Origin of the sequence: Curtobacterium citri (genome assembly GCF_030362955.1) — a bacterium.
GTDB lineage: Bacteria > Actinomycetota > Actinomycetes > Actinomycetales > Microbacteriaceae > Curtobacterium > Curtobacterium citri.
The window spans coordinates 159,212-173,639 of record NZ_JAUCML010000002.1 but is presented as its reverse complement, the minus strand read 5'-3'; the positions used below and the strand labels follow the sequence as shown (position 1 = coordinate 173,639).

Annotated in this window: 12 protein-coding genes; 9 read left to right on the top strand and 3 right to left on the bottom strand. The window is 71.2% G+C overall.

Going from position 1 to position 14,428, the window contains the following annotated elements:
• Nucleotides 1–6 precede the first annotated feature (6 nt).
• A complete protein-coding gene (locus QUG92_RS03280) occupies nt 7–903 on the top strand; it encodes an EamA family transporter (protein ID WP_289457650.1) in 897 nt (298 codons plus the stop codon).
• Between the two features lie 36 nt (nt 904–939).
• On the opposite strand, the gene QUG92_RS03275 is transcribed toward QUG92_RS03280, so the two are convergent.
• From QUG92_RS03275 to QUG92_RS03265, 3 genes are all read right to left on the bottom strand, one after another.
• Nucleotides 940–1,092: a hypothetical protein gene (locus QUG92_RS03275; RefSeq protein ID WP_181429186.1), complete on the bottom strand. Its 153-nt coding sequence runs from the start codon at nt 1,090–1,092 to the stop codon at nt 940–942.
• Between the two features lie 96 nt (nt 1,093–1,188).
• Nucleotides 1,189–1,512 carry a hypothetical protein gene (locus tag QUG92_RS03270; RefSeq protein WP_182045758.1) on the bottom strand — a complete coding sequence of 108 codons (324 nt, stop codon included), beginning with the start codon at nt 1,510–1,512 and terminating at the stop codon, nt 1,189–1,191.
• A 48-nt stretch (nt 1,513–1,560) separates the two neighbouring features.
• Nucleotides 1,561–2,619 carry a LacI family DNA-binding transcriptional regulator gene (locus tag QUG92_RS03265; protein ID WP_289457649.1) on the bottom strand — a complete coding sequence of 353 codons (1,059 nt, stop codon included), beginning with the start codon at nt 2,617–2,619 and terminating at the stop codon, nt 1,561–1,563.
• Nucleotides 2,620–2,722: 103 nt separating this feature from the next.
• Between QUG92_RS03265 and QUG92_RS03260 the strand changes: the two genes are divergently transcribed.
• From QUG92_RS03260 to QUG92_RS03225, 8 genes are all read left to right on the top strand, one after another.
• Nucleotides 2,723–4,018, top strand: a complete 1,296-nt coding sequence (locus tag QUG92_RS03260; RefSeq protein ID WP_289457648.1) for an ABC transporter substrate-binding protein — start codon at nt 2,723–2,725, stop codon at nt 4,016–4,018.
• Entirely contained in the window at nt 4,018–4,890 is an 873-nt protein-coding gene (locus QUG92_RS03255) for a carbohydrate ABC transporter permease (RefSeq protein ID WP_182045764.1), read from the top strand. Before QUG92_RS03260 ends, QUG92_RS03255 begins: the two co-directional genes overlap by 1 nt.
• A complete protein-coding gene (locus QUG92_RS03250) occupies nt 4,887–5,852 on the top strand; it encodes a carbohydrate ABC transporter permease (protein ID WP_220456183.1) in 966 nt (321 codons plus the stop codon). Before QUG92_RS03255 ends, QUG92_RS03250 begins: the two co-directional genes overlap by 4 nt.
• Nucleotides 5,852–7,219, top strand: a complete 1,368-nt coding sequence (locus QUG92_RS03245) for a glycoside hydrolase 5 family protein (RefSeq protein WP_289457647.1) — start codon at nt 5,852–5,854, stop codon at nt 7,217–7,219. Before QUG92_RS03250 ends, QUG92_RS03245 begins: the two co-directional genes overlap by 1 nt.
• 63 nt (nt 7,220–7,282) lie before the next feature.
• Nucleotides 7,283–10,312 (top strand): alpha-mannosidase, encoded by a 3,030-nt coding sequence (locus QUG92_RS03240; RefSeq protein WP_289457646.1) that lies wholly within the window; start codon nt 7,283–7,285, stop codon nt 10,310–10,312.
• An 85-nt stretch (nt 10,313–10,397) separates the two neighbouring features.
• A complete protein-coding gene (locus QUG92_RS03235; protein ID WP_289457645.1) occupies nt 10,398–11,372 on the top strand; it encodes an endo-beta-N-acetylglucosaminidase H in 975 nt (324 codons plus the stop codon).
• Between the two features lie 192 nt (nt 11,373–11,564).
• Entirely contained in the window at nt 11,565–12,731 is a 1,167-nt protein-coding gene (locus QUG92_RS03230) for a hypothetical protein (protein ID WP_182045772.1), read from the top strand.
• Nucleotides 12,728–14,428: a glycosyltransferase gene (locus QUG92_RS03225; RefSeq protein WP_289457644.1), complete on the top strand. Its 1,701-nt coding sequence runs from the start codon at nt 12,728–12,730 to the stop codon at nt 14,426–14,428. The genes QUG92_RS03230 and QUG92_RS03225 overlap by 4 nt, the downstream gene beginning before the upstream one ends.

Sequence of the window (14,428 nt, the reverse complement as noted above, 5' to 3'; positions counted from 1 at the left end):
GTCCCGATGGCGACCGCGCCCCGTGTCCCCGCGCCGCTCCTCGCGCTCGCCGCCATGGTGTCCGTGCAGATCGGCGCGGCGGTCGCGAAGACCCGCTTCGACGAGGTCGAGCCGGTGGGCGCGGCGACGCTCCGGCTGGTCATCGGCGCCGTCGTGCTCCTGCTCGTGGTGCGTCCGCGCGTCCGGCACTGGACGCGTGCGCAGTGGACGGCAGCGGCGCTGCTCGGCCTGGCCCTCGGCGGCATGAACGTCCTCATCTACGTCGCCTTCGCGAGCATCCCGATCGGCGTGGCGGTGACCGTCGAGTTCCTCGGTCCGCTCGTGCTCTCCCTCGTGCACACCCGGCGGTGGCGGGACGTCACGTGGGCGCTGCTCGCGCTCGCCGGCGTGGTGCTGCTCGGTGTCGGTCCGGCCGCCGTCACCGCGGTCGGGGGCGTGCTCGCCGCGGTGGCCGCCGCCGCGTGCTGGGCGGGCTACATCGTCATGAACCGTCGCGTCGGCGCCGCGATCCCCGGTGTCGACGGGCTCGCGGTGTCGATGGTCGTGGCGATGGTCGTCTCGCTGCCGACCGGCCTCGGTCCGGCCGTCGAGGGCGTCGCTGCGCACCCGACGCTGCTGCTCGTGTTCGGCGCGGTCGCGGTGCTGTCGAGCGTCCTGCCCTACGCGCTCGAGATGCTCGCGCTCCGGCGGATGCCGACGCGGGTGTTCGGGGTGCTGCAGAGCCTCGGCCCGGGGATCGCAGCGCTCGCCGGGCTCGTGGTCCTGCACGAGGCCCTCGCGACGCAGGAGGTCGTCGCGCTCGCGTGCGTGAGCGTCGCGAGCATCGGCGTCACGCTGTCCGCGCGACGCGGCCGGACCCGGCCGGACACGGGGCTGCCGCCGGGCGCCGACCAGGTGCCCTGATCCCGGGGACGTCCGCCGTGCCTCCCGGACGACCGGCTACTCGACGCGGAGGAAGTCCGCGTAGGTGGGCTCCGCCTGCACGCCCGACAGCAGTGCCGGGTCGTTGATCCGCCGCTCGACGTAGGCCGCGATGACCTCGGGCGGGGTGAGCACGTGGGCGACCCAGGACGGCACCTCGCTCTTCTTCACGGTGCCTCCTCGATGGTCGTCCGGTCGAACTACTCGATCGGTGAGTAGTTCGACCGACCGCTGTTGACTGAACGATCCTCGTCGCGGCGACGGAAGTCAATGCCGTGCGTTCGCTGGATGCCGATCGGCGCGGTCGGCGCGGAGGGTGCGGTGCTTCACGGCGGACCGCCAGACCCACGCGTCGGCCTGCTGCCCGAACTGCGCCCACTCGACGAGCACGGCGTCGCGGGTCCAGCTCTTCGCGAACCCCTTCACGCGGATGTGGAACGTCGGGAACTGGACCCACGCCCAGACGGGGACGGGCGTGACGGCGTGGCAGACGTCCGGCCCGCGGGCGTCCTCGGACAGGGAGTAGGCGCGCGGGCGTTCGACCTCCGGGTGCTCCGGGGGCTGCCACCGGTTCTCGCGACGCCGTCCCACACCGGTATTCGAACGTGTGTTCGAACCGCCGTCAAGTCCGGCGCGCGGTCACCTCGCGGAGCGGTCGGTCGACGGGCGTGTCGGGGTGCGCCCGGTCGAGTCGCGGACGCTCAGGGTCAGCGGCGGCCCCGGACGCGACGGCAGGACCGTCCCGGTGTCGATCTGCTCCCGCAGGAGCACGGCGGCGCGCTGTCCGAGCTCGACGGTGTCGCGGGTCAGCGACGTGACGGCGGGCCGGACGAGCCGGACCATGGCGGAGTCGTCGAACGAGACGATGGACACGTCCGTGGGGACGGCGACGCCCATCTCGCTCGCGACGCCGAGGCCGGCGACCGCGAGGACGTCGTTGTCGTACACGATCGCGGTCGGACGGTCGGGGTGGGACAGGAGCGTCCGGGTCGCCCGAGCACCCTCGTCGGCGGAGTAGTCGGTCGGGACGGACACGGTCCGCTCGAGCCCGGCCGCGGCGGCGAAGGCCCGGAGGCGCTCCACGCGCATGGCGGTGTGCTCGAACTCCGGTCGGCCCGAGACGTGGGCGATCTGCCGGTGTCCGAGCGCGTGCAGGTACCGCAGGACGGTGTCGGTGGCGTCCGAGTCGTCGATCCACACGCTGGGTGCCGTGCCCTCCGGGGTCGGGTGGGACCCGACGACCACGGCGGGCATCCCGAGCTCCGCGAGCAGGGCGAGCCGCTCGTCCGCACGGCGTGGGTCGATCACGATGACACCGTCCACGCGGTGGCCCCGCCACCAGTCGCGGTAGGTCGCGAGCTCCTCGTCGGCATCGCGGGCGACGAGGAGGTTCATGCCGACGTGCGTGCCGGCGAGCCCGAGCTGGATCCCCGAGATGAGGTCGCCGAAGAACGACTCCGTGCCGAGCGTCCGTGCCGGCCGGTTCAGGACGAAGCCGATCGACCCGGCCCGCGCGCCGCCGAGCGCGCGCGCCGCGGTGTGCGGCTGCCAGTCGAGTTCGCGGGCGATCTCCTGCACGCGACGGCGGGTCTCGACGGACACACCGGGCCGGTCGTTCAGTGCGAACGACACCGCGCTGATGGAGACGCCCGCGCGGGCGGCGATGTCGGCGATCGTCGTCCGACGCTTGGAGGCCATGGGTTGACTATAGCGTTTTAGTCGCGCACAGTGGCAAGCAGACACCGGTTCAGGAGATCAGCACTGAACCGCTTGAGCAGGATGACGAAGGAGTCACAACGCCATGAGGACCACATCGAGAGTGACGAGGGGCCGCGCGGCAGCGCTGCTCGCGACCGCAGCCGCCACCGCGCTCGTCCTGACCGGCTGCTCGAGCGGCAGCAGCGGCGCCAGCGGCGGGGGCAGCGGCAAGGTCGACGGCTCGATCACGCTGCAGACCTGGGCGCTCACGCCGACCTACACGGACTACCTGCAGGGCGTCATCGACGGCTTCGAGAAGGAACACCCGGGTGCGAAGGTCAAGCTGCAGGACCAGCCGGGCGACGGCTACGCCGACAAGGTGCTCAGCCAGGCCTCGTCGAACTCGCTGCCGGACGTCATCAACCTGCCCCCGGACATCGCGCTGCCGCTCGCGAAGCGCGGGTTCCTGCAGGACGTCTCGAAGGACGACAGCAAGCTGAGCAGCACGTACGTCGCCGGCGCGTTGGACTCGTACGAGTACAAGGGTCTGGACGGCACTTACGGCTACCCGTGGTACCTCAACACCGACGTCGACTACTGGAACTCGTCGATGTTCGCGAAGTGCGGGCTCGACGCGGACAACCCGCCGAAGACGACCGACGACCTGTTCACCCAGGCGAAGACGATGCACGAGCGGTGCCCGGACGACTACCTGATGAGCCGGAAGCCCGGCCTCGGCGACTTCACGCTCGCCGGCGTCAAGGTGGTCAACGGGGACGGCACGAAGTTCACGTTCGCCGACTCGTCTAAGGCCGCCGACCTGATCGACCGCTACAAGACGGCGTACCAGGACGGCTACATGCCGTCGAACGTCCTCAACAGCGACTACCTCGGCAACTCGACGCTCTTCACGCAGGGCAAGGTCGCGTGGACCACCGGTGGTGCGACCGCGCTGGCCGACATGGAGAAGAGCAACCCGTCGCTCGAGGGCAACGTCACCGTCAGCCCCGCGCTCGACACCCCGCCGCTCTACGTGCAGGGCCTGTCGGTGTCGAGCAAGTCGAAGCACCTCGCCACCGCCGAGGCGTTCGCGCAGTACATGACGAACGCGGAGAACCAGGAGGCGTTCGCCCACCAGGTGAACATCTTCCCGTCGACCACCTCGTCGCAGTCCGACCCGTACTTCTCGAAGGACGACGGCACCGTGAACGGCAAGGCCCGCGTGCTCGCGAACGAGGCGCTCAAGGAGGCGAAGGTCCTCAACCCGGTCGAGGCGAACTCCGCGATGACGGACTTCCTCGACCAGCAGATCGCCCTCGCCATGAAGGGTCAGGTCTCGCCGGAGAAGGCCCTGCAGACCGCGCAGGACAAGATGAACAGCCTGCTGGCCAACGGCTGATGCGCGCCAACCGCTGGTTCACGCCCTGGCTGCTCGTCCTGCCGGCACTCGTCTGGCTCCTCGCGTTCAGCCTCTGGCCGTCGATCAACACCGTCCGGTTGTCGTTCACGAACGCCAGCCCGCTCGGGGGCGTGAGCCAGTGGGTGGGCGTCCGCAACTTCCAGACCCTGCTCGCCGACCCGCAGGTGTGGGAGGCGCTGCTCAACAGCGTCATCTACATGGCGATCTGCCTGCCGCTGCTCACCGTCCTGCCGCTGCTCATCGCGGTGCTCGTGCAGCAGAAGCTCCCCGGCATCGCGTTCTTCCGCACGGCGTACTACACGCCCGTGATCGCCTCGGCCGTCGTGGTCGGGCTCATCTGGACGTGGATCCTCGACGACCGCGGCGTGGTGAACGAGATCGTGAAGGCGCTCGGTGGCGCGGGCATCCCGTTCCTGACCGACCGGTGGCTGCTGCTCGTCAGCGCGATCAGCCTGACGGTCTGGAAGGGCCTCGGCTACTACATGATCATCTTCCTCGCGGCGCTCGGGAACGTCGGCAAGGACCTGCACGAGGCCGCCGCCCTCGACGGTGCCGGAGCGGTCCGCCGCTTCTGGTCCGTGACGATGCCCGGCGTCCGCGGCACCATGACGCTCGTCGGCATCCTGGTGTGCGTCAGCGCGCTCCGGGTGTTCAGCGAGCTCTACATCCTCACCAACGGCACCGGCGGACCCGGCGGGCAGGACAACTCGCTCGTCATGCTCATCCAGCAGTACGCCCGCGGCTTCACCGGCAACCTCGGCTACGCGTCCGCGCTCAGCCTGCTGCTCTTCGTGGTGACGCTCGTGCCGATGCTCGCCCTCGCGCGCATGAACAGCAAGGCGGACAAGTGACGAACACGACCAGCACCACGGAACCCGTGATCGGGGGCGCCGCCGGCGCCGCCGCACCCGCACCGGACGTGACCGGCGGGACGGACGGACGCCGCGCCTCCAGGCCGACACCGCGGAAGCGCCGCCAGGTCTGGGGCGTCATGTCCACCCGCGAGAAGGTCGTCCGCTACGTCCTGCTGATCGTGGTCCTCTTCATCACGATAGGCCCGTTCCTCTGGCAGCTCTCCACCTCGCTCAAGGGCGCGGGCGAGGACATCTACACCGCGAACCCGTCCTTCATCCCGAGCGAGCCGACGTTCGACAACTACCTCAAGGTGGCGGCGGCGATCCCGGTCTTCCGGTACATCGGCAACTCGCTGCTCGTGGCGGCGATCGACGTGTTCGGCAACATCGTGTTCGCCACCCTCGCCGGGTTCGCCCTCGCACGCCTGCAGTGGCGCTTCCGCAAGCTCGTGCTCGGCCTGTTCCTGGCGACCCTGGTGCTGCCGGGCGAGGCGACGATCATCAGCCAGTTCGTCACCGTGAAGGACCTCGGTCTCGCCGACAACCTGGTCGGCGTCGCACTGCCCGGCATGATCGCCGCGCTGAACGTGCTGCTGATGTTCAACGCGTTCCGACAGATCCCCGAGGAGATCGACCAGGCGGCGGTGATGGACGGGGCGAACGCGATGCAGCGCCTCCGGTACATCTCGCTGCCCGCCGTGCAGGGGACCATCGCCGTGATCGCGATCTTCTCGTTCATCGGCGCGTGGGACGACTTCCTCTGGCCGCTCATCGTGCTGCAGTCGCCCGAGAACCTGACCCTCACCGTCGGGCTGCAGTACCTGCAGGGCACGTTCGCCACCGACCAGCGCATGATCGCGGCGGGCACCATGATCGCGTTCATCCCCATCGCGGTGATCTTCGCCGTCCTGCAGCGCTTCTTCTTCAAGGGCGTCGAAGAGGGCGGGGTGAAGGGCTGATGCGCTTCGGCGTCAACCACACCCCGTCGGTCGGCTGGTTCCACTCGTGGCTCGACTTCTCGGCGTCGGACACCGCGCGGGACCTCGAGCAGATCGCATCCCTCGGCGCCGACCACGTGCGCATCTTCCCGCTCTGGCCCGTCGTGCAGCCGAACCGGACGCTCATCCGGCAGCGGGCGCTGGCGGACGTCGCCACCGTCGTCGACATCGCCGGGTCGTTCGGCCTCGACGTGAACGTCGACGCGCTGCAGGGGCACCTGTCGAGCTTCGACTTCCTGCCGCCGTGGCTCGAGAGCTGGCACCGCCGGAACCTGTTCACCGACCCGGACGTGGTCGCGTCGACCGCGGCGTACGTCGAGGCGCTCGCCGCGGCGGTCGGCGACCGGCCGAACCTGCTCGGCATCTCGATCGGCAACGAGGTCAACCAGTTCGCCCACGCCCCGCACCCCGCACCGCACGCCACCACGGCGGAGCAGGGGCACACGTGGGCGGCGGCGATGGTCGCGGCGGCGCGACGCGGGCTGGCGTCGGCCACGTCGGCCGGCCGGGAGGCCCGTGACACGTCCGCCCCGACGGTCGCCACCGCCTCCGGGTCGCGTCCGACCCCGCTGGTCACCGTCGCCCAGTACGACGCGGCCTGGTACGACGACGCGCAGCCCTTCGGCCCGGAGCACGCGGCGGACCACGGCGACGCGACGGTCACGCACTCGTGGGTGTTCAACGGCTCGGCGGCACTGCACGGCGCACTCGGTGCCGGGTCGGTGCGGCACGGCGAGTACCTCCTCCAGCTCGCGGCGGCCTGGAACCGCGAGCCCGGGCGGCCGAACTGGCTGCAGGAGGTCGGCGCCCCGACGAACGTCGTCGACCCCGGCGACGCCGCGGCCTTCACCGAGCGGACGATCCGGCACGTCCTCGGTGCGCAGGACGTCCTCGGTGTCACCTGGTGGTGCTCGCACGACGTCTCCCGGTCGCTCGCCGACTTCCCGGAGCTCGAGTACGACCTCGGCCTGTTCACCAACGACGGCCGGCTGAAGCCCGCGGGCGAGGCCTTCGCCGCGCTCGCCCGTTCCGGTGCGACGTCGACCGCGGTCCCGCCGTCGACCGCGATCGTCCTCGACGACGTCCGGCCCGACGGGTCACCCCGCTCCGACACCCGAGCGGACTGCGCCCCGGGCGGTCGGTTCGCCGCCGCGTGGCTGGACTGCGCCGAGTCCGCGCCGGACGGCCGTGGTCCGCAGGTGCTGCTCCGCTCCCGGCTCGGCGACACCGCCCTGACCGCGGCCCGGGGCATCACGAGCATCGTGGACGTGCCGGACGACACGACCGGCGCACCGCTCGTGGTCGCGCACCCCGCCGCCTTGCCCTGACGCCCCGACGCCCTGACGCCCCGACGACCATCCGCTGCTCCCGTTCCTCCCTGGAAGGACCCCATGCACGACGACATCCCCCTCACCACCGGACGCGCCCGACGGGTCCTCGACGAGCGGATCCTGCCCGCGGTGCACGCCGTCGCGACCCCGCTCGACACCGCCTGGCACGAACTGCCCGGGGAGCCGGTCGCCCCCGCCTCCGGTCTGGAGCTCGCCTTCGAGCCGTACGAGGTCGGGACGCCGTGGGGAGCGGCCTGGGGCACGACCTGGTTCCGGCTGACCGGCACCGTGCCCACCGAGTACGCCGGGCAGCGCGTGGAGGCGGTGATCGACCTCGGTTTCGACAAGAACATGCCCGGGTTCCAGTGCGAGGGGCTCGTGTACCGGGCCGACGGCACGCCCGTGAAGTCGATCAACCCGCGGAACCAGTGGGTGCTCGTCACCGAGAGCGCCGAGGGCGGCGAGTCCGTCGAGCTGTTCGTCGAGGCGGCGTCCAACCCCGTCCTGCTCGACTACCACCCCTTCCTGCCGACGCAGGAGGGCGACGTGCAGACCTCGTCGTCGAAGCGCCTGTACACGAGCCGCCGGATGGACCTCGCCGTGTTCGCGTCCGAGGTGCACGAGCTGTCCCTCGACCTCGAGGTGCTCCTCGAACTCCAGGCGCAGCTGCCCGACGGGCCGCGGCGGATGCGGATCCTGCAGGCGCTCGACGACGCCCTCGACCGTCTCGACCTGCAGCGCATCGCGGCGACCGCCCCGGACGCCCGGGCGGCACTCGTCGACGTGCTCGCCGCGCCCGCCGAGGCCTCGGCGCACACGATCTCGGCGATCGGGCACGCGCACATCGACTCCGCGTGGCTCTGGCCCGTCCGCGAGACGATCCGCAAGGTCGCCCGCACCACCTCGACGATGACCGAGCTCATCGACCAGACCGACGACTTCCTCTACGGCATGTCGAGCGCGCAGCAGTACGCCTGGATCAAGGAGCACCGCCCCGAGGTCTACGCGAAGGTGCAGGACGCCGTGGCCGCCGGCCGGTTCCTGCCCCTCGGCGGCATGTGGGTCGAGTCCGACACCGTGATGCCGACGGGTGAGAGCATCGTCCGGCAGTTCTCGCAGGGACAGCGGTTCTTCGAGCGGGAGTTCGGCATCCGACCGAAGGGCGTCTGGCTGCCGGACAGCTTCGGGTACTCGCCGGCCCTGCCGCAGCTCATGCGCCGCGCGGGGTTCGAGTGGTTCTTCACGCAGAAGATCTCGTGGAACCAGGTCAACAAGTTCCCGCACCACACGTTCCTGTGGGAGGGCATCGACGGCTCGCGGGTGTTCTCGCACTTCCCGTCGATGGACACCTACAACTCGCGGCTGAGCGGGGAGGAGGTGGCGAAGGCCTCGCGGCAGTTCCGCGAGAACCGGCTCGCCACCGGGTCGATCGCGCCGGTCGGCTGGGGCGACGGCGGTGGTGGCACGACCCGCGAGATGACCGGCACCGCCGCGCGGCTGGCCGACCTCGAGGGGAGCGCGAAGGTCCGGTGGGAGCACCCCGACGCGTTCTTCGACCGGGCGCGGTCCGAGCTCGAGCACCCGCCCGTGTGGGTCGGCGAGCTCTACCTCGAGCTCCACCGCGCGACCCTGACGAGCCAGCACCAGACGAAGCAGGGCAACCGCCGGTGCGAGCAGCTGCTCATCGAGGCCGAGCTGTGGGCGACGACCGCCGCGGCCCGCACCGGGTTCGTGTACCCGTACGACGAGCTCGACGCGCTCTGGCAGCAGGTCCTCCTGCAGCAGTTCCACGACATCCTGCCCGGTACCTCGATCGCCTGGGTGCACCGCGAGGCGGTGGCGGAGTACGCCGAGACGGCCGCAGCGCTGACCGCGATCATCGAGGACGCGCTGTCGGCACTCGCCGGTCCCGGGACGGCGACCGTCGTCGTCAACCCGGCCCCGTTCCTCCAGGCCGGTGCTCCCGCGCAGGGTGCGGTCCCCGCGACCGACGTGCCGGAGGCGACCGCGGTGTCCCTGGAGGAGCAGGACGGCGGCTTCGTGCTCACCAACGACCTGGTCCGGGTCGTCGTCACCGCCGAGGGGCTCGTGACGAGCGCCGTCGACCTGACCACCGGGCGCGACGCGATCGCCCCCGGCCGGGCCGCGAACCTGCTGCAGCTGCACCAGGACTTCCCGAACATGTGGGACGCGTGGGACGTCGACCGGTACTACCGGAACCGCGTCGAGGACCTGGTCGCCGTCGACTCGCTGGAGGCGTCGGTGGACGACGCCGGGGCCGCACGCGTCGTCGTGTCGCGCTCGTTCGGGGACTCCACGGTCACGCAGGAGATCGTGCTCGCGCCCGACTCCCGCACGCTCGAGTTCGACCAGACCACCGACTGGCACGAGACCGAGAAGTTCCTCAAGGTGGCGTTCCCGCTCGACGTCCGCGCCGAGCACACCATCGCCGAGACGCAGTTCGGCGCGCAGAAGCGGGTGACGCACACGAACACCTCGTGGGAGGCCGCGAAGTTCGAGACCTCGATGCACCGCTACGTGCTCGTCGAGGAGCCCGGGTTCGGCGTCGCCCTCGTGAACTCCTCGATCCACGGGTTCGACACCACGCGGGACGCCGAGGACGGACACGTCACCACGACCGTGCGGCTGTCGCTGCTGCGGGCCCCGCGGTTCCCCGACCCGGAAACCGACCAGGGGCTGCAGACGCACCGGTACGGGGTCGTCGTCGGGACCGACCAGCTCGGCGCGACCGCTGCCGGCGTCGTGATGAACGCGAGCGCGCGGACGGTGACCGGCGCACACGGCTTCGACCCGCTCGTGCAGGTGTCCGGTGACGTCGTGCTGTCGAGCGTGAAGCTCGCCGACGACCGGTCGGGCGACCTGGTCGTCCGCGTGTACGAGCCGAGCGGCCGACGGGGGACCGGCGGGATCGCCGTGGCCGAGCCCGGCGTCTTCGGTGACCCGGTCGAGGTGACGCTGCTCGAGGAGGTCGACGACTCCCTTCCGGGCGTCGCCGCGGTCACCGACGGTGTCGCGGCCTTCCCGGTCGACGCGTACGAGGTGCGGACCTTCCGCTACCCGCGCGCCTGAGACCCCGCCGCCGGGGGTTCGGGTCCCCCGACGGCGGTCCCCGGTCGACACCGGTCGACCGGTCCATCGCTCGATGAGGAGTGACATGAAGCAGTCCGTGAAGATCGGCATCGCGGCGGCGCTCGCCGCGATGCTCGCAGCACCGATGGTGCCGGCCGCAGCGTCGGCGGCACCGTCCCCGACCGGCCTCTCCCACGGGGTCGGCGCGCACCACGGCGTCGGGCACGGCGTCGGCCACGGGCGGCAGCCGCACGCCGTCCCCACGAAGGACGGCCCGACGAGCATCGCGTACGTCGAGGTCAACAACGACCAGCTCGCGAACGTCGGCCGCTACCAGCTCGCGAACGGCGCGAACGCGTTCGACGTCGCGATCATCTTCGCGGCGAACATCAACCGCGACGCGGACGGCGACGCCGTGCTGTACGCCAACGAGAACGTGCAGCGCACCCTCGACGACGCCGCCACGCAGATCCGCCCGCTGCAGGCGAAGGGCATCAAGGTGTCGCTGTCGGTCCTCGGCAACCACCAGGGCACCGGCATCGCGAACTTCCCGACGCAGCAGGCGGCCGCGGACTTCGCCGCGCAGGTCTCCGCGACCGTCGCGAAGTACGGCCTCGACGGGGTCGACCTTGACGACGAGTACTCCGACTACGGCTCGAACGGCACCCCGCAGCCGAACCAGCAGTCGATCGGCTGGCTCGTCAGCGCCCTGCGCGCGGACATGCCCGGCAAGCTCATCTCGTTCTACGACATCGGTCCGGCGTCGGACGCCCTGTCGTCGTCGAGCAGCACGATCGGCTCGCAGCTCGACTACGCCTGGAACCCCTACTACGGCACGTACTCGGCGCCGTCGATCCCGGGGCTCGGCAAGGACCGGCTCTCCGCGGCGGCGGTCGACGTCCAGAACACCCCGGAGTCGACGGCGGTGTCGCTCGCGGAGCGGTCGCAGGCCGACGGGTACGGCGTCTTCATGACGTACAACCTGCCGGACGGGGACGTCTCGCCGTACGTGTCGTCGCTGACGCAGGTGCTCTACGGGCAGGCCGCGACGTACCACTGACGTCCGTTCCGTACGGCGGCTCGCGCCCCGTGGCTCCTGGTTCCGGCCGGGAGGCGCGGGGCGCGTCCGTCCCGCCGTGTCGGTCGCGCGGAGGACACGGGTGTACCCCGTACGTGGGCTGTCGTATCCCTGCAACGCGGCGTGGAATGGATGGTGCGGGACGCCTCTGTGTGCTCCGCCGGAAGGAGCGGCATGACCGTCACGCTCTCGTCGTCCCTCCCGGCCTCCGTCGAGGCCGCGCCCGCCGACTCGGTCCTGCGCCCGCTCCCGCCACGCGCGGTGCGGTGGCTGCTCCGCGCCGCGTTCGCCGTGCCGTACGTCGTCCTCGCACTGATCGCCGCGCAGACCACGCCGACGACGCTCCTCGGGCTGACCGGCAACCAGGCGACGCTCGACCGCGCGACGACCGCGCTCGACGGCGGCGTCGTCCAGGCCATCGGTCAGCTCTACCCGCTGTTGTCGGGGGTGCTGCTCCGGTTCATGCCCTTCGGCGCCCAGGGTGCCGCGGTGCTCGGCGGGGTCGTCGCCGGTGTCCTGCTCCAGCTCCTCGCGCAGGACATGCGCCGTCGAGGTCTGCGGATGCGGGAGGTCGTCGCCTTCACGATCGCCCTCGGCGCGAACCCGCTGTACGCGTTCGTCGCGCTGAACGACCTGCAGGCGTTCCTCGGGATCGCGCTCTTCGCGCTGGCGGTCGTCGACATGGTCCGCTTCTTCGCGTGGGGCGACACCCAGGCGGGCTTCCGCGCCGGCCTCGCACTGATGCTCTCCACGTTGGTCGACCCGATGGGGTTCGTCTACCTCGCCATCGCCGCGCTCGCCGCGCCGGTGCTCGACCTGGCACGCCACGAGCAGCGCGGGATCCGACGCGCGAACGTCCTGGTCCTCGTGTTCCCCAGCGTCGCGGTGGCGCTCTCCACCGCGGTGCTCGACACCATGGTGCTCCACGACCCGTTCGCGGCGCTCCGCGGGACGATCGACGTGTCCGGGCAGCGACTCGCGGGGCTGCAGCACCTGTTCGCCACGGCCGACGGCCTGCTCCTCGTCGCGATGGTCGTCGCGGGCGCGACGCTCGCGCTCCTCGTCGGTCGTCCGGGAGCGGTCGCCCTCGTCGTCGCGCTGTTCGGGGGCATCATCGGCGGGTACGCGATCGGCCTGGTCCCCGTCGCCGCGGCCGGCAACGTCTTCGTCACGATGCTCAGCGTCGCGATCGCGATCCTGCCCCCCGTGCAGGGTCGGGTCACGAGCACCCTCGTCGTCGTGCTCGCCGTCCTGCAGGTGCCGCTCGCCTGGGCAGCCGCGTTCCAGCGCGAGGTCGTCGTCGAGTGGATGCACGCGCTCGTCGCGGTGGTGCTCGGATGACCGCGGTCGAGTCGCACACCGCCGATCCCGGTCCGCTCGTCCGGACCGCCCGACACCGGGGTACCGAGACCGACTGGCGGCCGCCGCACCGGTGCTCGGTCCAGCGTCACGTCGAGGAGGGCTGGGTCGCGTCGGCCCGCATCCGGGAGGGCGTGCTCGTCCTCACGAGCGGACGGTCCGACCCGGACGTCCTCCGGGTGGCGCTCACCGAGGAGTTCGGTGAGCCCGTCGTGCTGCGCAGCGCGTCCGAGGCCGACGTCCGGCAGCGCATCGCCTACGAACTCGAGGAGGAGGTCGCCGACCTCGCCGCGCACGGGCTCGCCCGCACGAACCCGGCGCTCTCCGCGAAGACCGTCCTGTCGCGCGGGCAGCAGGTCGGCGGGGCGGTCGCACTGCTCGTCTTCGCGGTGTGCCTCGTCGTCGCGCCGGGCAGTACCGTCGCCGTCGCGACCGCGGTGCTCTCGCTCGGGTTCTTCGCCGGCATCCTCTTCAAGTTCTGGGTGTCGATGGTCGGCGCGCGCTTCGACCTCGTCGAGCAGGTCTCCGCCGACGACGTCGCGGCCCTCGACGACGACGCCCTGCCGACCTACACCGTGCTCGTCCCGGTGTTCCGCGAGGCGAACATCGTGCACGACCTCGTTCGCAACCTCGAGGTGCTCGACTGGCCGAAGGACCGGCTCGAGGTCCTCGTGCTCGTCGAGGCCGAGGACCACGAGACGCGCGAGGCCGTGCTCGAAGCCGAGCCGCCCGAGTGGATGCGCATCGTCATCGTGCCGCCGGGGTCGCCGCAGACGAAGCCGCGCGCCTGCAACGTCGGCCTGGCCATCGCACAGGGGGAGTACGTCGTCATCTACGACGCCGAGGACCGTCCCGACCCGGACCAGCTCAAGAAGGTCTTCCTGACCTTCGACCGGTCCGGTGACGACACCGTGTGCGTGCAGGCGGCGCTGAGCTACTTCAACGCCGACGAGAACGCGCTCACCCGCATGTTCACGCTCGAGTACTCGTACTGGTTCGACTACATGCTCGCCGGGCTCGACGCCCGGGAACTGCCGATCCCGCTCGGCGGCACCTCGAACCACTTCCGCACCGACCTGCTCCGCGAGCTCGGCGGGTGGGACCCGTACAACGTGACCGAGGACGCCGACCTGGGCATCCGGGCGTCGGCCGTCGGCTACCGCGTCGCCGTCGTCAACTCCACGACGATGGAGGAGGCGAACACCTCGATCCCGAACTTCGTCCGACAGCGGTCGCGCTGGATCAAGGGCTACATGCAGACCGCGCTCGTGCACGCCCGGCGCCCGCGGGCCCTGGTCGCCGAGATCGGCCTCCGTCGCGCCGCCGCCTTCGCCCTGCTCATCGCCGGCACCCCGCTGACGTTCCTCGGCATGCTCCCCGGCATCGTCGTCACGATCGCGACCCTCGTGCTGCCGGCGGACTGGACGGCACCGATGTTCCCCGCGCCCGTCCTCTGGCTGTGCGTGCTCGACTTCCTGCTCGGCAACGCCACGATGATCTACCTGACGATGATGGGGCCGTACAAGCGGGGGCGCTTCGACCTGATGGGCTGGGCACTGCTCAACCCGCTCTACTGGGTCCTGCACTCGATCGCCGCGTACAAGGGGCTCTGGCAGCTCGTCACCCGACCGCACTACTGGGAGAAGACGGAGCACGGGCTGACGAAGACGACCGCCTGA